The organism is Streptococcus australis (assembly GCF_015553625.1).
Classification (GTDB): Bacteria; Bacillota; Bacilli; order Lactobacillales; family Streptococcaceae; genus Streptococcus; species Streptococcus australis_B.
On record NZ_JADNGY010000002.1, the window covers coordinates 1 to 22766 of the forward strand.

Below are 22766 nucleotides of genomic sequence, written 5' to 3' on the forward strand. Positions count from 1 at the left end.
GCCCTACTCAACTGTGCGGAGGTGGGACGACGAAATCGAATTCTAACGAATTACCGATTTCTGTCCCACTCTCTTTTTATAGTTTATTCCTCTTGGTTTGATGACGATGAACATGATAAGACATTAATCCGATTCCTAGGAGAATCAGGAGGCCCAGTCCAATCATAGGGTATAAGAGAAGATTGTTGCTTTCTTTCAATAGTGACTCCGTATCGTGCTTGGTATCAATCGTATTAAAGCTATCTCCTGCCTTTTCAATGATATCCTGTTTTAGAGCTTTGAAGGATTTGACAAGGTTTTTATCAGAGTTTAGCTTACTATTCGCAAGCTTGCTAGTGAAATCAACTAATTGTTTGGTTTGTTTATCCGTTATAGCGCCATTTAATTGGTAAGTTTCTAGAATCCTTGTTACCAGCTTTTGAAAATCTTTTTTCTCAAGCTTTTTATCTTGATTGCTTCCCTTTAGCGCTGCGATTTTAAGATCGATGACGGCTACATTGAGTTTATCTTCATGGAAGTTATTTTTACGGGCATTTTCTTTATAGATAGCTGCAAGCAGAGATAATTCTTCTTGGGCAAGTATTTTGTTTTCATCAGAAATTTTACTACCGCTTTGCTCAAGGGAGTATGCAACTGCTGCAAGAGCACTCAGGCCTGATGCTTCTGTTGGAGAGGCAATTGTGATATCGGCGTGTTCGAGCCCAAGAGTGGTCAGTGCATTGCGATGCATATCTGCTGTTACTTCTGTGATATTTTGAGGAGTGACAATGTGCACGCTAACTGGTGCTTTTTTGGCTTGTTTCTGTAGTTTAACGGAGGAAGAATGATCTCCATTCTCATCGAACCTAAAACTTGTATAATCAGAAGGGTTCATGGTTTTCCATTCCTTCTCTTGTTCCTCGTTATACATCAAGAGACTGAGGGTTTGCTCGACTTCGAATTCATTCAATGATGATCCGATGACATAGTCAGGTTGCTTGTATTTTTGATCAATAACTTTCTGAATGCTTGAGTTGGCAAATGCCGTCGAAGAGCTTGCAAGAAGTGCAAACCAGCTAGCGATAAAGATTCCAATAAATTTCCTGACTGGTTTCATACTTTTTCTTAACTCCTTCTAGGATATTAATACGCTATCGGACAATAAAAAGGAAGCAGATTTTATCTCTTTGCCTCCTTTTTAGTTTACCCTTTTTATCTTAAGACTGGCTTACAGCTTCTTTAAAAACAGATGACAGTTTGATCTATAAAAAGAGAGTGGGACAGAAATCGGTCATTCGTTAGAATTCGATTTCGTCGTCCCAGCTCCGCACAGTTGAGTAGGGCTTTAAAAGATGATGAAATCAGCATAGTAGAGCCCACTCAACCACTGCATCTTGCTCGATAATCCAAAGGCAATTAAGAGGCTAGGACTTTTGTCCCAGCCTCTTAAAGTGCTGTTTATATTAAAACCAAGAAAATAATTTCATGATGAACTGATTCATTTCAACGAGACGTGAATAATAATAATTTCCCCCATTAACGTAGAGCTCTGAGCCGTGTAAAAATGAGATAGGATGGAGATAAAGATAGGTCTTACCTGTGACATTTCCAAGACTCGGTGCAACCACTTTTTTTGAATATTGACGGGCTAATTCTAGCGTATTTTTTCCGCCATTTTTAGCTACATATTCAATGTAATCCTGTCCAAAATTATAAGCTTGGACAGCGGTCCAGGGATCAACCCCCTTCTCTTTTGCTATTCTCAGATTCTCAGAGAGCGTTTGAATCCCCTGGCGAATACTTTCTTTGTTATTGGTGATAGAATTTGTCTGGCCTGTTGCACTTTCACTGGCCTGCATGACATCATCTTCCTTGCCCTTGGTCTCGGTATAAATCATGGCAAGGATCAGATCTTCATTGGTACCAGTGTCTTCCTCAGCCAGTACTTCACGCACTAAGGTGCGATAAGTCATGACCTGCTTGACATCCCGGTGTATCTGATAGCCCTTGTATATGAAAAAGACGAGCAAGAGGCAAAAGAAAATTTTTATTATTCGTTTCATCATTATTTATTCTGAATGTCCTCTATATTTTTGATGAGGATCGAGTAGGTCCCATTCTCATTCTGGATAAACTCTACCGATTCAGCATCTTCGTAAACATGGTTAGGAACTAAAAGCTCAATCCCGTTTGAAAGGGAGAGTTTTTGGTTCTCAAATTTTTTTAATTGGCGACTGGCATCTATTTCATCAAATCGAACAGGATCAGGAATGGACTCTTTTACTTGATCGACAAAACTGAGTCGAGCTGTTAAATTGTTATCAAACAAATCATTCGCTAATTTCTCTGGAGATAGCTCATTCTCTTCTTCCAGTTGGTTGAAAATAGCTGATTTAACCTTGGATTGGAACTGAAAATCGTCTTGTTGGAAATTCTCAGCAATCCGTTGGGCAGTTTTCTCTATTTCTTTGATTGACTTTTTAGGAGAAATCTTCGGTTGGGCCTGGAGGAGATTCTCAGAGAAATAGTTCAAGAACGTTCCGTTGTACTTGATCCGTTTTTCAATCAAGTGGTACTTACGGCTTTGAAGATTGATGACCAAGGCTTCATCGGCACCCGTACCAAAACCAGGCAGATTGTTTTGCGTCAGCTTGATCGGATTATCCACTTCGCCACCTAAGTGTGTCAAGGTTTCACGCAATGCAATTCGGAGGAAGGCAAAGTGGTCCACCCCTTCTTTTGAGAATTGAATAAACACCAAATCATTGGTTTTTTGATTCTCAGAGATAACAAATTCTTCCTTCCAGCGGTTCGCAACTACTACTGAAGTTTCTAGCAGATCATCCGAAATCATCTCAAGAAAAGGGTTGTCCTCTTCAAAAATACCGGTCTTGGCCTCATCGGAGTATACCCGTTCAATCTTTTTGCGCAAATATTCCTCAATTTTAGGTGTGATATTGAGGAATTTGTCCGCCAGGTAGAGATCGGTATCATCTGGGCTAAATTGATGAATGATGGCTTTTTTTACATAAATGTCCATAAAATGGTTTAGTCCTCGTAAAGTGGGAAGGCATCTGTCAAGGCTTTGACTTGAGCACGTACTTCTTCTAATGCAGCTGGGTTATCCGCATTTTTCAATGCTTTGATGATCAATTCAGCTACCGTACGGCTTTCTTCTTCTCCAAAACCACGGGCTGTGATAGCTGCTGTCCCAATCCGAATCCCACTGGTCTTAAATGGTGACAGGGTTTCATATGGGATGGAGTTCTTGTTGAGGGTAATGTTGACCTCATCTAGTATGTTTTGAGCCACTTTTCCATTTTCAACGACTTTCGTCACATCGACAAGGAAAAGGTGGTTCTCTGTTCCGCCTGAAATGACACGGAAATCTGGATCTTGCAAGAAGACATCAGCCATAGCCTGGCTGTTTTTAATCACGTTAGCTGCATACTCTTTAAAGGCAGGATCGAGGGCTTCTTTGAAAGCAACAGCTTTGGCTGCAACGACATGCTCTAAAGGTCCTCCTTGAATACCAGGGAAGATGGCAGAATTAATCTTTTTAGCCAAGTCTTCATCATTGGTCAGGATCAAGCCACCACGAGGTCCACGAAGGGTCTTGTGAGTGGTCGTGGTCGTGATATGTGCATAAGGAACTGGGCTTGGGTGAAGGCCAGCGGCTACCAAACCAGCAATATGGGCCATATCGACCATGAGTTTGGCTCCTACTGCATCCGCAATCTCACGCAATTTTGAGAAATCAATGATGTGAGAGTAGGCTGAAGCACCTGCTACAATCAACTTTGGCTTCACTTCTTGAGCTTGTTTCAAGATAGCATCAAAATCCAAGAGTTCAGTTCCCGGATCTACACTGTAAGATACAAAGTTGTAGGTTTGACCTGAGAAGCTCACAGAAGCACCGTGAGTCAAATGTCCACCGGCAGCTAGATCCATCCCCATAACCGTATCTCCTGGCTCAATCAAGGCCATATAGGCAGCACAGTTAGCCTGACTACCTGAGTGGGGTTGAACATTGGCAAACTTAGCCCCAAAGATTTCCTTAGCGCGTTCGATGGCGAGGCTTTCGACGATGTCTACGACATCAGTCCCACCGTAGTAACGACGTCCCGGATATCCTTCTGCGTATTTATTGGTCAGGATAGACCCTTGGGCAGCCATAACCGCCTTGGAGACGACGTTTTCAGAAGCAATCAACTCAATGTTATTTTGCTGGCGCTCTTCTTCTTTCGCAATGGCATCCCATAGAGCTGCATCATATGCTTTGTAATCTTCTTTGTCAAAAATCATAGGTCTTCTCCTTAAATAAATTTTATAAAACGTTTTTGTAGCTTGTCACAGGTATAACCGACCTGTTCGTAGAAGGCATGAGCGCCAATACGATGTTCTGCAGAGTTTAAACGTATAAACTTGTAGCCACGTTTTTCGGTTTCCTGTTCTAGTCCTTCAAGCAAAGCTTTTCCGATTCCCTTCCCTTGACTTTGAGGTAAGACTGCTAAGGCCAAGATATTAAATCCAGCATTGGAATAGAGGGATTCGTAGACTTCAGCGTGGACATAACCAAGTAAATCATGATTGGTTGAATCCTCATAGCCTAGTAGGAAGTGATGGGGGTCTTGAGACAACTTGGCTAGTTGTCTAGCCGTTTCCTCTGGACAAAAAGCATAACCTAAAGCCTCTTTGTTAATCTCGTAAATAGATGCAGTATCTGTTGGTTTCAAAGCACGTAGCATATCATGCCTCCTCAAAAGGGATTGCAGGTATCTTGGTAAGGATATCTTCTCGTGTAATCGCTCCTTGACGTAGAATCTTCACCTTGTCGCCAGATAAGTCTAAAATAGTCGAATCTTGACCAGTTAGAAAGCTATCGTCTTCAAGTCCTATCACTCCATGACCAAGTTCCTTAAGAATCTGCTGACACTGGGTTCCACTAGCTTTCCCAGAGAGGTTGGCAGAAGGTCCGATCAAGGGACCTGTTTTACGAATTAATTCCAATGTTTTTGGATGAGCTGGCATCCGAAAACCAACCGTAGCCATCCCAGAATTAATCCAAGCTGGTACCTCCTCATTGGCTTCGAGAATAATGGTTAAGGGTCCTGGTAAAAAGGTTGCGATTAGTTTTGATAGATAAGGTGGTTGATTTTTCGAATAAAATCGAATGTCTTCTTCACTGGAAATATTGAGGTTCATAGCCTTCTCACGAGGGCGCTGCTTTAGAGTGTATACTCGATCAACCGCTGCTTCATCCAGTGCCTTTGCAAAGAGGCCATAGACAGTCTCAGTCGGTAAGACAACTGCACGTCCTGCTTCTAATTCTTTCTCAATGTGATCCATTGTCTACTACTACCATTCTATCTTGTCCAAATTGGTCTTTCAGAACGCGAACTCGTTTGTTAGGAAACGCTTCTTGAAAGAGCTCTTTTACTTTGGCTCCTTGCTTATAGCCAATTTCTAGATAGATCTTTCCGTCTGGTGTTAAAACACTTGGTGCTTGCTGGGCAATCTTTTCGTAGATAGCATATCCATCACGATCCGCAAAAAGAGCTAAGTGGGGTTCAGAGGCTAAAACATTGGCTCCGACTTCTTCTACATCATCATGGGAGATATAAGGAGGGTTGGACACAATCAGGTCATAGGGACCTGGTAGCTGCTCCAAAACATCTGACGACTTAAATTCAAGGAAAGCTTCTAACTGCTTGGCATTTTCTTGAGCCAGGGCTAAAGCCTCTTCTGAGACATCACTAGCTTGAACCTGCCAGGTAGGTCTAGCAAGGGCTAGGCTAATAGCAATAGCCCCACTACCTGTTCCGATATCTAGAACTCGTAAGGCTTTCTCATCGTTTTCTTCAAGAATAAGAGCGACCAATTCTTCCGTTTCAGGTCGTGGAATCAGCACACGCTCATCAACTGTAAAAACATGACCAAAAAATTCTGCGCTGCCAATAATATATTGGGCAGGGACGTGATGTTTCAGCTGCTCAAAGATGGATAGAAGCAAGGCCTGATCCTCTACTTTTACTTCTGTTTGCAAGGCAAGGACAAAGTCTGTAAAGGTCCAGTTTTTTAAAGCACGATACGCGAAGGAGAGGCTTTCTGGTTCCTCTCCAATGGCTATTAATTCTTCTTCATACTGGGCTAATAATGGTCCCAACAACATTATTTGTTCAACTCTTCTAGTTTTTGTGTTTGATCATACAAGACCAAAGCATCGACCACTTCATCTAATTTACCAGATAAGATGGTATCCAGTTTTTGAAGGGTCAAGCCAATCCGGTGATCGGTCACACGGTTTTGAGGGAAGTTGTAAGTCCGGATCCGCTCTGAACGGTCACCAGTCCCGATAGTAGACTTCCGCTCAGCGTCTTGCTCGTCTTGGGCAATCTGAGCAAAGTGGTCAGCCACACGCGCACGGATGATCTTCATGGCTTTTTCGCGGTTCTTTTGTTGCGTCCGTTCTTCCTGCATCTCGACCTTGATATTGGTTGGCAAGTGAACGATACGAACGGCTGTAGCGACCTTGTTGACGTTCTGTCCACCCGCACCAGATGCGTGGTAGATGTCAATCCGAAGGTCTCTTGGATCAATGTCATACTCGACTTCTTCGATTTCTGGCATGACCAGAACTGTGGCAGTTGAAGTATGGACACGACCTTGGCTTTCTGTCACTGGAACCCGTTGCACCCGGTGGGCACCAGATTCATACTTGAGTTTCGAGTAGACTGATTGACCAGAAACCATGGCTACGACTTCTTTGATCCCACCAACGCCATTGTAGGAAGCTTCCATGACTTCAAAGCGCCAGCCTTGGCTTTCTGCATATTTTTGGTACATCTGCAAGAGGTCACCAGCAAACAATTGGGCTTCGTCTCCTCCAGCTGCCCCACGGATTTCCAAGATAATGTTCTTGTCATCGTTTGGATCTTTAGGAAGAAGTAAGATCTTCAATTTTTCTTCGTACTCTTCTTTTTCAGCCTTAGCATCTTTTAGCTCTTGCTTGGCCATTTCTTCCAAATCCGCATCGCCGCCTGCTTCCTTAATCATTTCTTCAGCGTCGACAATGTTTTGAAGGACTTGTTTGTACTCTCGGTAAGCTGTTACCGTGTCACGAGTAGAAGCCTCTTCTTTTGAAAGCTCCATAAAGCGTTTGGTATCAGAGACCACATCTGGGTCACTCAGTAATTCTCCTAACTCTTCGTATCGGTCTTCTACAGCTTGTAGTTGATCATAGATATTCATGTTGTCTCCTTAAGATTAATGTTCTTGGTGAATGTCTGGGTTAAAATAATGTTTGCGGCAAACCGAGATATAGGTCTCGTGTCCACCGATTTGGATCTGCTCTCCATCGTAGACGGGTTTACCCGCTTGAGTGCGCAAGACCATGGTTGCTTTGCGGGAACAGTATTGGCAGATGGTCTTGATCTCTTCAATCTTGTCAGCTAGCAAGAGCAAATGTTTGGAACCTTCAAAGAGTTCATTGCGGAAATCATTTTTGAGACCAAAAGCCATGACGGGCACATCTAGTTCATCTACAACTCTAGCCAAATCATAGACATGGTGTCGTTTCAAAAACTGTGCTTCATCGACCAAGACACAGTAGGGTTTCTCTTTCAGGCTTTGGATATAACCGAAGACGTCTGTATCGTCTTCGATCGCAATGGCTTCCCGTTTCATACCAATCCGGCTAGAAACAACTCCAAATCCATCGCGCGTATCGATTGCTGAGGTCATGATAACGACGCTTTTTCCTTGCTCTTCATAATTATGGGCTACCTTCAAAATTTCGATGGTCTTACCAGAATTCATCGTCCCATATTTATAATATAATTGTGCCATTTTCCTTCTATTCTCTCTAAAATGTGTTTCATTATATTATAACACGGGCCGTAAATTAGGGCAACTTATAGAGAGCTTCTCCATTGGGTGATTGCTCTTCTAATAAGGAGATTCTGAACCCTATAAAGTCTCATTTCTCTTGTTCGCTCTAGCAGAATATTATTTGTATTTTGCAATTTGAGAATAAAAAAAGCGTCTATCATTTCCCTGACAAAATGACAAACGCATCGTGAGAGACCACTTCTCACAAATTAATTATACCATAATACCTGGAGTTATGTAAGTGGATAGTACTAAATATTGGTAAAAAATTTTTATACTCTATTTTAACCTTTCCATTAGGTGATTCGAATCTTACTAGTCTGCTACTTTTCATTCAAAATATGATAAAATAGACCTAAGATAGATAGAGGAGGTGGCCCGATGCCATTTGTACGAATTGATTTATTTGAAGGACGCACATTGGAACAAAAGAAAGCTTTGGCCAAGGAAGTAACCGAAGCTGTTGTTCGGAATACAGGTGCTCCCCAATCCGCCGTTCACGTCATCATCAATGATATGCCTGAAGGAACTTACTTCCCTCAAGGTGAGATGCGAACTAAATAAATGAGAACAACCAGAAGACTATTCTGGTTGTTTTTGTTTAAGAAACTTGGTATTTCTTCTGAATTTGCCAGAGACGCAGCTGGTAACAAATACCACTAACGACAATGCTAGAAATTAAGCCAATCCAGTAAGCATACGGACCTAGGTTGGTGACATGGTCTAAAAAGATCCCCAATGGAATAGAGACACACCAGTAGCTAAAAACTCCGAGCAAGAAGGGAACGGTAGTATCCTTGTAACCGCGTAGAATCCCTTGAATCGGTGCTGCGACCGTATCCGCTATTTGAAAAAGGAGGCTATAGGTCATGAAAATAGCTGTCTGGTGGATAAATTCCGGATCATTGCCATAGAACCCTGCTACTTGATAGCGATAAAAATAGAGGAAGGTAAGGGTAAAGAAGGCAAACCCAAAGGCTGTCCATCGTCCAATCCGGCAATATTGACGAACAACATCGGGACGACCAGCCCCAATCTCGTAGGACACAATAATAGCCATGGTATTGGAGATGCTAGCTGGAAAAGCGTACATGAGAGTTGAAAAATTCATGGCCGACTGGTGACTGGCAATGGTCATAGATGGGAATTTAGCCATGAGCAAGCCCACTACAGAAAAGATGATGACTTCTGCAAACACAATCCCACCAATCGGTAAGCCCAAGCGAATCGTCTCTTTCATCTCTTTGAGATTGATAGGTTGAACCTTCCATAGTTGGTAGATGGCTACTTTCGGATGTTTGAAAAGGATCAAAAAGGCAATGATGAGGAGGACCCAGTAGGCCAAAGATGTTCCTAGTCCCGCTCCTGCTCCTCCTAGCTCAGGAAGACCAAAAGCTCCATAAATCAACATGTAGTTAAAACTAGCATTTAAAGGTAATAAGAGCAACATAAGGTACATGGACAAACGAGTAAGTCCCAATGTATCCAGCAAGGAACGGACCACACTAAAGAGTAAGAGAGGCAAAATTCCTAGAGAGAGAAAGGTTAAGTAATGGGTTGCAATCCCCTCTACGACACTTTCTAAACCAATTTTACTTAAGACTATCGGAGCAATCAGCAAGACAAAAGCGATCAAGAGGACAGCCATCATGAAAGAGAGATAAATGAATTGATAAAAATCAGAAGCGATTCTTTTTTTATTCCCCTGCCCTAAGTGATGACCAATAATGGGCGTTAAAGCAGATACAATCCCGGTTAAAAAGGTAAAGAAGGGATTCCAAAGACTGGTGGCGGTTGACACGCCAGCTAAATCCAAGGTATTGTATTGTCCTGTCATGGCTGTATCGACAAAACTAGCAGAATAGTTGGCTAGTTGATAGACCAGGAGAGGGATAAATAGACTGATAAACAAACGCAAGCGCTCTTTAAAATGATGGGTTAGATACACGGATGATACTCTCTTCTTGTCAATTTGAAATTTTCTCTTACCACTCTACTATATGTCACCTTAAATGTCAAAAAAATAAAGAACTGAAGATCAAACTGATCCTCAGTTCTTTAAGATTACTTTTTGTTGCGGTTCAAGATGGCGTTCAGAATGATTGCCAAGACGCTGGCAACGACAATTCCATTTGCAAAGAACATTTTAAATGCACTTGGAAGGCCGTTAAAGAGAGTACTATTGTTCAAACCGACTCCTGCTGCTATCGATACAGCCGCGATGAGGAAGTTGTGCTCATTGTGTTCGAAATCGACACGAGCCAGAATCTGCATCCCCTGAATAGATACAAAACCAAACATAACCAGCATGGCTCCACCAAGTACTGGACTTGGAATGATTTGTGCCAAAGCTCCAAACTTAGGAAGGAGACCAAGGAGAACGAGGAAACCAGCTGCATAGTAGATTGGAAGACGGGTCTTGATACCAGACAATTTCACCAAGCCTACGTTTTGTGAGAATCCAGTGTAAGGGAAGGTATTGAAGATACCACCGAGAAGTACGGCCAACCCTTCAGCGCGGTAGCCATTACGGAGGCGCGTGCTATCAATTGGATCTTTTGTAATATCCGAAAGTGCAAGATAAACACCAGTCGATTCCACCATTGAAACAGTTGCGATGATACACATCATAACGATTGAGGTGATTTCAAACTTAGGAGCTCCAAAGAAGAACGGTGTTGGAACATGAAGAATAGGGGCCTGATCCACGGGCGTGAAGTCCACCAAGCCCATAGAAGCTGCAATAGCTGTCCCAACGATCAACCCAATCAAAATAGAGATGGATTTGATAAAGCCTGTCGTATAGATATTAACCACGAGAATGATGAGAATGGTAATCACGGCCAAAAACAAACTTTGAACCGTTGGTTCTGCTGCATTGTTTCCCATGTTCCCAATTGCAACTGGAATCAAGGTCAAACCGATTGTGGTAATGACAGATCCTGTCACAATAGATGGGAAGAGGTTGGCGATTTTAGAGAAGAATCCTGAGACCAGAACGACGTAAATCCCTGAAACAATCAAGGCACCAAACATAGCCCCACTACCATGGCTAGCCCCAATCATGCTAAGAGGTGCCACAGACTGGAAGGCCACCCCGAGGACGACCGGAAGACCAATCCCGAAATGTTTGTTTAACTGCAATTGCAGGAAGGTGGCTACCCCACACATAAAGATATCTGTAGAGATGAGATAGGTTAGTTGCTGGGCATTATATCCCAAAGCGCCCGCAATCATAATCGGTACTAGAATAGAGCCCGAATACATGGCTAATAGGTGCTGCAAGCCTAGAATGGCTGCCTGTGAATGGTTTTCTTGTTTTTGCATTAGATGTCTGCCTCCTTAAATACAACCTGACCATTTTCAAAACGGTCCAAACGAGCAAGTGAAACAACTGGGTAGCCGAGTTCTTCTAGTAGTCCACGGCCATCCTGGAAAGATTTCTCGATGACGATACCGACGGCTTCTACACTGGCACCAGCTTGTTCGATGATCTGGATCAAGCCCTTAGCTGCTTGGCCATTTGCTAGAAAGTCATCGATGATCAAGACGCGATCATCTGGTGTTAAAAACTTGCTAGCAATGGAAACCGTACTGGTCACTTGCTTGGTAAAGGAATAGACTTCTGCTGTCAAAATCCCTTCATTCATGGTAATATTCTTGGCTTTTTTAGCAAAGATCATGGGAAGTTCCAAAGCTTCTGCCACATAGAGGGCAGGAGCAATTCCGGAAGCTTCAATGGTCACAACCTTGGTCAGACCAGCATCTTTAAACCGGTCCGCAAAAGCCTTCCCAATTTCTTTCATCAACTGGTAATCCACTTGGTGGGTCAAGAAGGAATCAACCTTGAGGATATTCTCTCCCAAGACATATCCGTCTTTCAATATACGTTCTTCTAATAATTTCATGTTTTCTCCTAAACAGTATGGAACAAAAAATAGAGACTTACCAAGTAAGCCTCTAAAGAATCCAAGTATCCCTGGATCAATCTAAGACTTACTTATTGTTAGGTGTTCCGGCACCTTGTAGAGACCTTGCGCCAATCCGCAAGATAAATAAGTAATTGTAGTTTTAATGAGAGTCACCATTCCAGATAGAATTCTTTACGATGACATAATCGACATGCTTGAGATCAGCAACCTTGCGACCTCCAGCATAGGAAATAGAACTTTGCAAGTCTTGCTCCATCTCTGTCAAGGTATCTTGCAGATGACCTTTGGCTGGTAGGAGGATTTTCTTACCTTCAACATTTTTATAGGCCCCTTTTTGGTACTCGGAAGCAGATCCATAATACTCTTTAAAGGATTCCCCGTCGACTTCAACGGTTTTACCTGGGCTTTCAATGTGTCCTGCAAAAAGCGAGCCAATCATGACCATGCTAGCACCAAAGCGAATGGATTTAGCAATATCTCCGTGCGTCCGAATCCCCCCGTCCGCAATAATCGGCTTGCGAGCTGCTTTTGAACACCAACGAAGGGCTGCTAACTGCCAACCGCCAGTACCAAAGCCAGTCTTCACTTTGGTGATGCAGACCTTACCAGGACCGATCCCGACCTTGGTAGCATCCGCTCCAGCATTTTCCAACTCACGAACGGCCTCTGGTGTTCCGACATTTCCTGCGATGACAAAGGTATCTGGCAACTCCTTCTTGATATGCTGGATCATTTGGATCACACTATCTGAGTGACCGTGAGCGATATCGATGGTGATGTATTCAGGCGCATCGTCCTTGAGTTGAGTCACAAAGTCGTACTCATAGTCTTTTACTCCAACTGAGATAGAAGCAATTAAACCTTGATCGTGCATGCGTTTGATAAAAGGGATTCGACCAGCTTCGTCAAAGCGGTGCATAATGTAAAAATATCCCCCTTTAGCCAGTTGCTCGGCCACATCCTCATCGAGGATAGTCTGCATGTTGGCAGGTACGACTGGCAACTTGAAAGTGTGATTACCAAACTGAACTGACGTGTCAGCTTCTGCACGACTTTTGATAATGCACTTGTTAGGGATTAATTGAATATCTTCGTAATCAAAGATTGGAAATTCGTTTAACATACGGATTGAAATCTCGTTTCTAAATTTTAAATCGTGATGGTTCATCACTACGCCTTCCGACGTTTCCATTCAAGATTATAACAAAGATACGGAGTCGATTCAATTAGAATGCTGATTATCTAAATAATGTTCGGAAATTACTAGACGATTGTTTAGAGGAGTTTCTATATATGAGTTATTTATGAACAAACGCCAATCCAATTGATGATTTCTTTACTGACAAGATTAGGGACTGCTGTATAAAAATCGTGACCGAGATCCTTTAAGAGTACCTTCTTGATAGAGGGATCTAATGTCTCAATGGCTTGAGCTCTCCAAGTGGGTTCTTCTTCGTAGTTAGGAGCGATGAATAAAACGTCAGTATCTGAGAGTGGAGCTTGAATAGATCGAAGGTCCCGTCTGAGTTTCAGTAAGGGAAGAACAGCTTGTGGATCTAGATCCAGTTCATAATGATAGAGGTCAGAATTCCAACGATAACTGGCTTGGATGGCTTTTATAGTCGCTGGCAAAGGATTGTCCGTATCTCCAAGTTCACTTGCAACAGCTTCCTCTAGAGATGAAAATACCTGGTGCTTCAGATAGGCGACTGTCTCTTCAAGTTCCTGCTCTAGTGGTAAGATCTGGTCCATGTCAAGATAGCCACCGTCAAGGAGAACCAGGTGGGTCATTTGTGGTATTTTCGATGCTAGGTAGCGAGCCAAATCTCCACCTAGTGAATGGGCTATGATACAAGTATTTTCATTAGTATCCGCATGGGCTTCAAACCAATCTTCTATATCTTTAGGAGATTCCAGGTTCACCTTATAGGGGTCTAGATACGTGATGGGAAATGGAAAACAGTGAGCAAATTCGGTCATATGATTCTCGTTACTTCCAAGTCCTCCGATAAAGTAAAACCTCATCCTTTCACCTCTATTTCCTTGATGATTCTGGCCGGATTACCTGCTAAGACTACATTATCCCCAAAGGATTTTGTCACCACAGCTCCTGCTCCGACGACGACATTATCGCCTAGGGTAACACCTGGAAGAATGATGGCTCCTCCACCTGACCAAAAGTTATCTCCAATCGTTATTGGAGCACCATATTCTTTTCCTGCATTTCGTTCGTGTGGATCCAGGGGATGAAGAGGCGTGAGAAATTGGCAATTGGGACCGATCATGGCGTTCTTCCCAATCCTAATCGGGCAGACATCTAGCATGGTTAGGTTCCAGTTGGCATAAAAGTTCTCTCCCAAGTGGATATTCACCCCATAATCACAAGCCAAAAAAGGGTGTAGGGAAAGATTTTCCCCAGTGGACCCGAACCAACTTTTTATGATTTGGCTTCGTTTCACGCCATCTGCTTCTTGGTTAAAGGCAAATTGCTTGGTCCGAGCTTCTTGCGCCAACCTCCTCAATTCTGGATCCATGGGACTGTAGAACTCACCAGCAATCATCTTTTCATATTCAGTTTTCATCATCATCTCCCATTTAATAGTAAAAAACCACTCATAGTGAGTGGGCTTGTTTCTCTCTTAATGGTACATCAGGAAACCATCGAAGAGCTCAAATATTTTTCCTATCGCTCGGAAAACAAGAGCCGCAACAAGGGCAACCAGCAAGAAGTAAGCTACAGCAAAAATCACACTAATGATCATCATGACACACTCCTTTTTAATGTACTTTTTCCACCCTCTATTATACTCCTGGCCTATTTTAGATTCAAGGAAAACGCTATCAAAATTTGATTTGTTTTCAATTTGTAATTTACAAAAATTTTCAGACTGTTCAAAAATAACAAAAAGCAGGATTCTTACTCAGATATCGTTTTAAGTCTATCCTCCTGCTTTTGATATGATGGAAAATGAAAGAAGACAAGATCGTTCTGTCAGAAAATATCATGAAAAGAAAGCGATTATTTTTCGAGTTTATCAGTCTTTTCTTTCTCCTCTTCTTTTTCAGTGGCACCATTGTTGACGGCTGACTTGAATTCAGAGAACATTTTTCCAAGTGAGTGACCCAACTCAGGCAAACGCTTTGGTCCAAAGATTAAGAGGGCTCCCAGGATAATAATAATCAGACCTGGTGCTCCGATATCACGTAAAATTCCCATATTTATCTCCTTTTTTGTATGCGGTTATAGATAATGCAACTGATGCCTAAACTCACTTCATAGAGTAAGATAAGAGGCACAGTCATTGCTAGATCACTGATAAAATCAGCAGGGGTCAGGATGACTGCTAGTACTAGCAATAGAAAGTAGGCTATTCGGCGATAGCGCCTTAACCAGTCTGGCGTTAAGATATGGATCGAGGTCAAAAAGGCTACAAGAACCGGCAATTCAAACAAGACACCCAGAGGAACAGTCGTATGAAAGACGAAGGTCAAGTAGTTCTGTGCCGTTAACTGAATGGTAAACTGACCTTGTCCCAACTTCAAGAGTACCTCTAAGATAGCTGGACTAACCAGATAATAGCCGAAGAATAAGCCTAGTAAGAAACAAATCAAACTAGCTGGCACATAGAGCAGAATAGCTCCTGCTTCTCCTTTTCTCAAGGCTGGCTTTACAAATTGCCAGACTTGAAAGAGAGTGAAGGGCAAGGTGATGGTAAAAGCCATTAAACCTGCCAAATGCAGGTAGATGCTTAAAATATCGTTAGGTCCAAGTACTAAGAGTTTTTCCCGAAAGCCAGCTGTCAAGTAGGCATAAAGCTGATCAGAAAACAATAGGGCTCCACAAAAGACAAGGAAAAAACAAAGGATGCAAGCGATGAAGCGCCGTCTAAACTCGCTTAAATGCTCTACAATCGTGAGCCTTCTATCTTCATTTTTCATGCTGCTTCACCGTCACAATCACAATTATAAAGATAAACAGCATCTGACAAGCTACCACTTCCCAGCTTGGGTAAATCCCTGCCCAATCAATGGTTGGGAAATTACTCAAGATATGGTTGGGAAGCATATTGGTTAATTGGAGCGCGTGTAGGCTCACCCCTAGCATCTTAAAGGCCAGGGCATAGATCATCCAAGTCAAGAGGAAGAAAATCTTATGTGGCTTGACCAGATGACTTGCCTTGGTCATGAGAATGGCAAGAATGGCTAAAACTGCAAGAGCTAAGCCGATCCCTAGGAAGAAATCAAAGGAGCGAATACGAGATAAGATCCCTACATAGAAAAGGATGGTCTCGGCTCCCTCTCGGAAGACAGCTAAGAAACTGAGAGCAAACATCGAAATGAAACTTCCAGTTGCAGTCACAGCCTTCATCTGCGTCTCCATGAATTGGTTCCATTTTTGAACAGAGGACTTGCGATGCAGCCAAATCCCAATGACAATCATCATCCCTACTGCGATGATCCCCACTGCCCCTTCGATCACTTCACGGTTGGAAGCTGAAGTCACAGCTGGGAACAAATATTGAAGAGCAACTGCAATGGCGGCACTGGCAAGGATTCCCAGAAGAGCTCCTGCATAGACCCATTTCAGTCCTTTGGTCAATTTAGCTGACTTGAGAACTGTCACTAAGGCCATGACAATCAATAGCGCTTCGACTCCTTCACGCAAGAGGATCAACATGGCGTCAACCGCCGAATAGGAGGCAGTGGTATCAATGGCAGACAGATCCCTAATCAGGGTTTCTAGCTGCTTTTGATACTTGCTTTCATTCCCCTTGACCATAATGACTGGACTTTGGCTTTCCACTCGGGTATAGAGAGAGGGATTGGTCGTGCTTACGTCCCCTTCGATCGTTGGCCAAATGGTAATGAACTCTTTCATCACTTGACTAGCTTGACTAGTGTCATTGGCTTGGAAGAGACTCAGAGCTTTCTTGAGGAGCTTGATTCCGTCCGAAAGCGTCAGATTGCTACTTGTCTCCTCTATCTTTTCCCCACTGATAAATTGATCCAGCACATTCTTTAGGTCATTGTAAGAAGATTGGATGGAGTCAAAGTTTGTAGGCTCTGTTTCGATCGCACTTCTCAAGAAGGAGATAGCTGTTTCTACCTTTCCGTAATAAGCGGTACTATGATCTCTGACAACCGCTTCATTCCGGGTCCAGGTATTGTTTAAATCAGCGTAGGCCTTACGTGTTGTTTGGAGATCCTTTGCTGTGATCGCTTCTTGAAGCTTCTCAAAGTAAGGTTGTAAGCGAGTTTCAAGCTTCTCTTTTTCAGCATCCAGGTCGACTGGATTTTGCTCTTTTTCAAAGGCTAGCAAGGAAGCGGAAACTGTCACCAATTGTTTTTCTGTGATTTCGCCCTCCAAGTCCAGACTTTTCTGAACTTCCTTTCCTGCCTTAGAATCATGATTGTCTTTCTTCAGAAACTCTTCTTTTATCTCTGCTACTAGCGTGTGAGCCTTCTCTTGATCCTTGTCCCGAACTGCTGTCGTCGCGTCGGTAATTTTGATAAAAAGATCGCTATAAGATTCTGCTTGGACAGGCGATACGATGAAAAAGAGACAGGCTACAAAGACAACTAGAAGTTTATTCAAATAAGTCTTGACCAATGTAGCCTCCTTTCTTCACACCTCCAAAGCAGGCAAAGAGGCCACTGCCAATATGGGTCACGTATTCATTCATCTTATCGACTGCCCCAAGATTGGTTTGAATTTTTACAAAGCTGTCTGGATCCTTTTGGAAGGCAATAAAGAGTAATCCAGCATCAAACTGCCCCGTTTTCGGATCAATCCCATCAGAGTAAGAATAAGAGCGACGCAAAATGGGTAGATCCACTTCTTTGGCCAAACGGACATGTGAGTCAACTGGTAAGAGGGAAAGATCTACTTCGTCAAATTCGTTTTGCTTCCCAAACGGTGCACCACTTTCCTTATAGCGCCCAAAAGTATTTTCTTGCTCCTGTAGGTTGGTACGATCCCAGGTTTCCAGGTGCATGATGATCCGGCGGACAGCCATATAAGAGCCATTTTTCATCCAGTCTTGACTATCAGCCCAGACCACCTTATCAAAATCTTTCTCTGTCGTGACATTGGCAGTCCCATCTTTAAATCCAAAGAGGTTTCTTGGGGTTTCCATACGATCGCCAATAGCAGCAAAGCCTGATTGACTCCACTTCATAGTCACCTTATTGCGTCCTTTGCGGATTAGGTTGCGTACGGCATGAAAGGCCACCTGCTCATCATCTGCACAAGCCTGGATAACGATATCACCACCCGTATACTGCTCTCTCAACTGTTCCTTAGGAAAAGCTGGTAAATCTCGGAAGAGTTTAGGACGTTTCTTCTCAAGTCCTAATTTTGTCAAAAAACTAGCCGAAACACCAAAGGTTAAGGTGAGGCGATAAGGATTTAGTCCAACTGTTTCACCTGTATCACTTGGTGGCAAGAGAGCGTTGAATCCATCTTTTTTGACTAAGTCTCCGTTGACCAACTTCTCACTATAGTCCGTCCAATCCTTAAATAATTGGATGATCTCTTCTTTATCTTTTGTATGGAGGTCTAGCACCACAAAATAAATGTTTTTTTGCATGGGGGTTGTAATCCCCGCCTGGTGCTTGCCATAAAAACTAATCTCTTCTTGACCGTCCGCGATATTCTTGGAATCTTGCTCCTTATTAGCGAAAAAAGCAGAAGCACCGGATAGACCAAGTGCTAAGCCTGCTCCCCCAATACCTGCTTTTTTCAGAAATTCGCGACGATCCATTTTCTTTTCAAAAAATTTTTCGTCTTTTGTCATTGTTATTTACCGTTTAAAATGATTCCCATTTGAGAGAGAGGTTCCCCTAATTTCGTTACTGCTTCCGCTAGTTCTTTGGTATCCTCTTCTGTTAGATCTGTATATGATTTATAGTTGGATTCATCCGTCATATGTTTGTCTAACAAGTCATTCACAGCCTTGAATTCTGTCTCAAGAGTTTTCACAAGCTTGGCATCCTTCTTCTCGATGAGAGGTTTGAAGAGAGCAAAGATCTTCTCAGCTCCTTCAATATTGGCACGGAAATCGTAGAGATCTGTATGAGAGAAGATTTCTTCTTCACCAGTGATCTTTTGTGTAGCCACTTCATTCAAGAGGTCAACCGCCCCTGTCAACATCATATCTGGCGTTACTTCTACTGTCGCAATCTTAGCTTTGAGCTCTTTGATATCATTGACCAATTGATCTGCATATTTTTCAGTACCTTTGGTTGTATTTTCTTCCCACAAGATGCGTTCGATACGATGGAAGCCAGACCAACCTTCTTCTGATTTGTTTTCGTCAACATAGTCAACAAGTCGGAAGTCAATCTTGACATCAGACTCTCCAAAGCTTTCAGCGATTGGTTCAGAACGTTCATAAGACATACGAATCAAAGGATAGACCTTCTTGGCTTCTTCTAGATCACCACTTTTGAGGACTCTTTGAAATTCCTCTGTATCTTTTAACAACTGATCGATTTGGCCTTGCACAAACTCCTTGTATTCGCTTGTCGCCTGATCCAAGGCTTTTTGGTCCTCTTTAGACAAAGTCACTGACGAAGAGGAACTGTTTGAGGTGGTTTTATTTGAGGATGAATTGGCACATCCTGTTAATAAAGCAACAGATAAGAGTGCTACTGCCAGTTTTTTCATGGTTCTTTTCTCCTGGATTCGTTTTTTACGTGGTCTATTATAGCAAAGATTTTCTCATTTTTCAACAATTGTCAGAAAACTTTAATAAAAGAATTAGAGGAGTAATTCTTTCACCCGACCTATGTCTGTCTCTTTTACTACAAGGTAGATACTATCTCCAAGATAGAGACGGGTGCTGCCATGCACTGTACTGTTTTTACCATTATGCTGGTAAGTAGTGATTAGAAGGTCTCTCGGCAGGTCCAAGTCGCGTACTTGACGGCCTGCTATTTTCTCTGATACAGGAATTTCGATCAAGGTTAAGACATCCGAACCACTGGTCACCTCGGGTATCAATTGTTCCAGCATAGCCTCATAGACAGGGGCTCCTTTTAGTAGATCCATGGTAATGTAGGCTGTCAAAGTAACCAAGCCTATCGGCATCAAGGTTCGAATATCTCCGACCATTTCGGTCACTAGAATCATAGCCGTTAAGGGTGCTTTTGAAATGGCACTGAAATAACCACTCATCCCCAAAATGACAAACAAAGGTAGTTGATTGGACTGAATGAGACCGAACGGCAATAACACCGCAGCAACCAAGGCTCCTAAAACTGATCCAAGAGCTAGGATAGGAAGGAAGATACCACCAGGAAGACCACTACCGTAACTGATCATACTCCAGATAAATCGCACCCCAAAATAAAAGACGAGCGTCTGGATACTAAGTGGGACATGGGCTAAATTCAAAACCAGCTGATTGCCACCTCCAAGTAAGTGAGGGAAATAATAACCAATAGGTAAGATCAAAAGAAAGGCAAAGATTGGATAATAGGGTGCAGCTACCTTGAAATAAGCACCGAGCTTTTGATAAACACGACCAACATTTAAAACAGCAATTTCATAGAAAAAACCAGTCCCGCCCAGAAAAACACCCATGACTAGGAAAATCCAATAGCTGGATAAATCGATATGGGGAATGTGATCTGGCATATTTAGAACAGGTGTTTGACCGAAGATGTTAAGGGAGACAAAGTTTGCGACCAAACTAGCAGCCAAGGTAGATACCCAGAAGACCCGAGAAAAATGATGGTAGACTTCTTCTACTACAAAGAGAAGACCCGCAATTGGTGCATTAAAGGCTGCCGCCAAACCCGCAGCGGCCCCGCTAGCAATTAAGGCCCTTTCTTCTACTGGACTAAGAGTAAGTTTTTTAGCCAACCCCTTGCCTCCCATAGCGCCAAGCTGGATACTTGGTCCTTCACGACCTAACATTAAGCCACTTGCAATTGAAAGAATTCCTAAAATGTATTTTTGCCAAAGGGTAGTCCACCAGTCTATTTGAAGTAAACCTTTTAATTCTGCTTCCACTTGGGGAATACCGGAACCCTTTACGTTTTGGTTCTTTTTGATCAGTTGGCTAGCTAGTAGAATAATTAAAAGATACATAGAGAGAATGATGATCCAATTGATCGGACTTCTTCCTAGATCCTTATACAGCCCCTGCACAAAATGAAAGAAATGTTCAATAAAAAAGCGAAAACTCGAGACGATCGCGCCAACTACGAGACCAACTAAAACACCTCTACTAACCTGAGTTAAAATAGAACTTGAGCTCGCTTGAAATTCTTTTTGGATTTGCTGACTTTGTTTCATAAATTCACTTAAACTCCAAGATTAATTGCCTTTATTATACTATTTTTCACGGCTCTTGAGTATGAGATAATCAAAAAAACGCCCTAACGAGCGTTTTTTGACTTTATTATTCAGCAGTTAAAGCCGCCATTGTGATGTAGTTGTATGGTTTGTTGAAGTGTGGCAAGAAGAATAAGTCAGTCAGTGCCAACTTATCAATCGTCACGTGTTCTTGAATAGCAAGTGAGAACATATGAATTCCCATTGAGATTGCACTATCACGTGATACCATTTGAGCACCAAGGATTTGACGGTTGTCTTTATTGTAGACAATCTTGATTGCGACTTCATGGTTATCGTGTTTGATAAATTCAGGTTTTTGAAGATCGTTGAATCCTGTTTCGCCAGCATTGAAACCAGCAGCTTTTGCTTTTTCAAGTGTCAAACCAGTCGAAACCATGTGAAGACCGTAGATTGAGATACCATTAGAACCTTGAACACCGATTCCTTCCAATTCATGACCAGTCGCGTTGTAAGCTCCAACAATACCTGAACGAACAGCGTTAGATGCAAGAGCGATGTAACTCATTTCATCACGTGCGTTATCGTAGATAGTCGCACAGTCACCTACAGCGTATACACCAGGAAGTGACGTTTCTTGTTTCTTGTCTACAAGGAAGGCACCGTTGCGGAAGAGTTCGATCTTACCATCAGCAAGAGCTGTGTTAGGACGGAAACCAACAGCAAGAATAACCATATCCACGTCGAATGTTTCTTTGTCAGTTACCAAGCGTTCTACTTTACCATTTCCTTCAACTGCTTGAACAGTTTGTCCAAGAGCCAAACGGATGTTGTGGTCTTCCAAGTTTTTAGCCATAATGTCTGTGAAATCTTTATCGTAGTATCCGTTCAAGACAGTATCCACGATATCAACTAGGACAACGTCTTTTCCAAGACGCTCGAAAGCTTCAGCTAACTCAACACCGATGTACCCGCCACCAACTACGGCAATGCGGTTCAAGTGTTTGCTATTGTCTTTCAATTTTTCAATCACTTCTTCAGCATTTTGGTATAACTTAACAAATTGTACGTTTTCAAGAGTTGCTTTGAACTCACGGTTACCTTTAACAATTTCAACACCTTCAATTGGAGGCAAAATTGGTGTAGAACCAGTAGCAAAGATCAACTTATCGTATGATTCTTTGTGTTCTTTTCCTTCAACTTCTGCAGTAACAACTTTGTTATCGTAGTCGATTGAAAGTACAGGTGAGTTCATGTAAATTTTCGCACCTTTAGCTTCAAGCGTTTCTTTATCAGAATAGAACAAGCCTTCAGGACCGTCGATTTGCTCACCGATCCAAAGAGCCATTCCACATCCAAGGAATGAAATATTTGAGTTTTGGTCAAATACAACGATTTCATTTTCGTTTCCAAAATTATCCAACATTGTGTTGATACATGCAGTTCCAGCGTGGTTAGCACCCACAACTACGATTTTACTCATAGAAAAAATCCTACCTTTAATTTTATTTACCTTACAATTATAACATGAATATGATATCGTTTCCAATTATTTTGCTTACAATTTGTGATATTTTTTTCAAATCTTTAATCACAAGCCTTGAAAAATGTCAACAAATTTGCTTAAAGGGATTGTGAAAACGATCTCTTTTTGATATACT

24 protein-coding genes and 1 riboswitch are annotated in these 22766 nt (G+C 42.4%); of the genes, 1 reads left to right on the top strand and 23 read right to left on the bottom strand.

Annotated features, from left to right (window positions below; translation table 11 throughout):
• Positions 1–76 precede the first annotated feature (76 nt).
• The 9 genes from I2D56_RS01435 to I2D56_RS01475 all read right to left on the bottom strand — a co-directional run bounded on the left by I2D56_RS01435 (position 77) and on the right by I2D56_RS01475 (position 7827).
• Positions 77–1096: a DUF1002 domain-containing protein gene (locus I2D56_RS01435; RefSeq protein WP_023023262.1), complete on the bottom strand. Its 1020-nt coding sequence runs from the start codon at positions 1094–1096 to the stop codon at positions 77–79.
• 346 nt (positions 1097–1442) lie between these two features.
• Positions 1443–2045 carry a lysozyme family protein gene (locus I2D56_RS01440; protein ID WP_042507458.1) on the bottom strand — a complete coding sequence of 201 codons (603 nt, stop codon included), beginning with the start codon at positions 2043–2045 and terminating at the stop codon, positions 1443–1445.
• Complete coding sequence (locus I2D56_RS01445; RefSeq protein WP_023023264.1) at positions 2045–3019, bottom strand: nucleoid-associated protein; 975 nt, start codon at positions 3017–3019, stop codon at positions 2045–2047. Before I2D56_RS01445 ends, I2D56_RS01440 begins: the two co-directional genes overlap by 1 nt.
• 8 nt (positions 3020–3027) lie before the next feature.
• A complete protein-coding gene (gene glyA, locus I2D56_RS01450; RefSeq protein WP_195347814.1) occupies positions 3028–4284 on the bottom strand; it encodes a serine hydroxymethyltransferase in 1257 nt (418 codons plus the stop codon).
• An 11-nt stretch (positions 4285–4295) separates the two neighbouring features.
• Entirely contained in the window at positions 4296–4727 is a 432-nt protein-coding gene (locus tag I2D56_RS01455) for a GNAT family N-acetyltransferase (RefSeq protein ID WP_023023266.1), read from the bottom strand.
• A 1-nt stretch (position 4728) separates the two neighbouring features.
• The gene (locus tag I2D56_RS01460) at positions 4729–5328 is read right to left on the bottom strand and encodes an L-threonylcarbamoyladenylate synthase (RefSeq protein WP_195347815.1); all 600 of its coding nucleotides are present in this window, start codon (positions 5326–5328) and stop codon (positions 4729–4731) included.
• A complete protein-coding gene (prmC, locus tag I2D56_RS01465; protein ID WP_129299269.1) occupies positions 5315–6151 on the bottom strand; it encodes a peptide chain release factor N(5)-glutamine methyltransferase in 837 nt (278 codons plus the stop codon). Before prmC ends, I2D56_RS01460 begins: the two co-directional genes overlap by 14 nt.
• Entirely contained in the window at positions 6151–7230 is a 1080-nt protein-coding gene (prfA, locus tag I2D56_RS01470; RefSeq protein ID WP_195347816.1) for a peptide chain release factor 1, read from the bottom strand. Before prfA ends, prmC begins: the two co-directional genes overlap by 1 nt.
• 15 nt (positions 7231–7245) lie before the next feature.
• On the bottom strand, positions 7246–7827 hold the full coding sequence (locus I2D56_RS01475) for a thymidine kinase (RefSeq protein WP_023023272.1): 582 nt from the start codon (positions 7825–7827) through the stop codon (positions 7246–7248).
• Between the two features lie 423 nt (positions 7828–8250).
• On the opposite strand from I2D56_RS01475, the gene I2D56_RS01480 reads away from it, so the two are divergent.
• Positions 8251–8433, top strand: coding sequence for a 4-oxalocrotonate tautomerase (locus tag I2D56_RS01480; protein WP_001117401.1), 183 nt, complete (start codon positions 8251–8253; stop codon positions 8431–8433).
• 37 nt (positions 8434–8470) lie between these two features.
• On the opposite strand, the gene I2D56_RS01485 is transcribed toward I2D56_RS01480, so the two are convergent.
• The 14 genes from I2D56_RS01485 to nox all read right to left on the bottom strand — a co-directional run bounded on the left by I2D56_RS01485 (position 8471) and on the right by nox (position 22588).
• Entirely contained in the window at positions 8471–9817 is a 1347-nt protein-coding gene (locus tag I2D56_RS01485; RefSeq protein WP_042507459.1) for an MATE family efflux transporter, read from the bottom strand.
• A 116-nt stretch (positions 9818–9933) separates the two neighbouring features.
• Entirely contained in the window at positions 9934–11196 is a 1263-nt protein-coding gene (locus tag I2D56_RS01490; RefSeq protein WP_023023275.1) for a nucleobase:cation symporter-2 family protein, read from the bottom strand.
• A complete protein-coding gene (locus I2D56_RS01495; RefSeq protein ID WP_023023277.1) occupies positions 11196–11777 on the bottom strand; it encodes a xanthine phosphoribosyltransferase in 582 nt (193 codons plus the stop codon). The genes I2D56_RS01490 and I2D56_RS01495 overlap by 1 nt, the downstream gene beginning before the upstream one ends.
• 75 nt (positions 11778–11852) lie before the next feature.
• A riboswitch (purine riboswitch) is annotated at positions 11853–11948 on the bottom strand.
• Positions 11941–12924, bottom strand: a complete 984-nt coding sequence (gene guaC, locus I2D56_RS01500; RefSeq protein ID WP_023023279.1) for a GMP reductase — start codon at positions 12922–12924, stop codon at positions 11941–11943. Its footprint overlaps the riboswitch before it by 8 nt.
• A 179-nt stretch (positions 12925–13103) precedes the next feature.
• Positions 13104–13781, bottom strand: a complete 678-nt coding sequence (locus tag I2D56_RS01505) for an alpha/beta hydrolase (RefSeq protein WP_229038962.1) — start codon at positions 13779–13781, stop codon at positions 13104–13106.
• 41 nt (positions 13782–13822) lie between these two features.
• On the bottom strand, positions 13823–14383 hold the full coding sequence (locus I2D56_RS01510; RefSeq protein ID WP_195213907.1) for a sugar O-acetyltransferase: 561 nt from the start codon (positions 14381–14383) through the stop codon (positions 13823–13825).
• Positions 14384–14440: 57 nt separating this feature from the next.
• Positions 14441–14566, bottom strand: coding sequence for a hypothetical protein (locus tag I2D56_RS09840; protein ID WP_267472022.1), 126 nt, complete (start codon positions 14564–14566; stop codon positions 14441–14443).
• A 254-nt stretch (positions 14567–14820) separates the two neighbouring features.
• Positions 14821–15018 (bottom strand): twin-arginine translocase TatA/TatE family subunit, encoded by a 198-nt coding sequence (locus I2D56_RS01515; protein ID WP_195213906.1) that lies wholly within the window; start codon positions 15016–15018, stop codon positions 14821–14823.
• A gap of 2 nt (positions 15019–15020) precedes the next feature.
• On the bottom strand, positions 15021–15740 hold the full coding sequence (gene tatC / locus I2D56_RS01520; protein ID WP_195213905.1) for a twin-arginine translocase subunit TatC: 720 nt from the start codon (positions 15738–15740) through the stop codon (positions 15021–15023).
• The gene (locus tag I2D56_RS01525; RefSeq protein ID WP_195213904.1) at positions 15730–17412 is read right to left on the bottom strand and encodes an FTR1 family iron permease; all 1683 of its coding nucleotides are present in this window, start codon (positions 17410–17412) and stop codon (positions 15730–15732) included. Before I2D56_RS01525 ends, tatC begins: the two co-directional genes overlap by 11 nt.
• Entirely contained in the window at positions 17390–18598 is a 1209-nt protein-coding gene (gene efeB, locus I2D56_RS01530; RefSeq protein ID WP_195213903.1) for an iron uptake transporter deferrochelatase/peroxidase subunit, read from the bottom strand. The genes I2D56_RS01525 and efeB overlap by 23 nt, the downstream gene beginning before the upstream one ends.
• A 2-nt stretch (positions 18599–18600) precedes the next feature.
• Entirely contained in the window at positions 18601–19470 is an 870-nt protein-coding gene (gene efeO, locus I2D56_RS01535) for an iron uptake system protein EfeO (RefSeq protein WP_195213902.1), read from the bottom strand.
• Between the two features lie 93 nt (positions 19471–19563).
• Positions 19564–21105: a ClC family H(+)/Cl(-) exchange transporter gene (locus I2D56_RS01540; protein ID WP_195347817.1), complete on the bottom strand. Its 1542-nt coding sequence runs from the start codon at positions 21103–21105 to the stop codon at positions 19564–19566.
• A gap of 106 nt (positions 21106–21211) precedes the next feature.
• Positions 21212–22588, bottom strand: coding sequence for a H2O-forming NADH oxidase (nox, locus tag I2D56_RS01545; protein WP_195347818.1), 1377 nt, complete (start codon positions 22586–22588; stop codon positions 21212–21214).
• Positions 22589–22766: the final 178 nt, after the last annotated feature.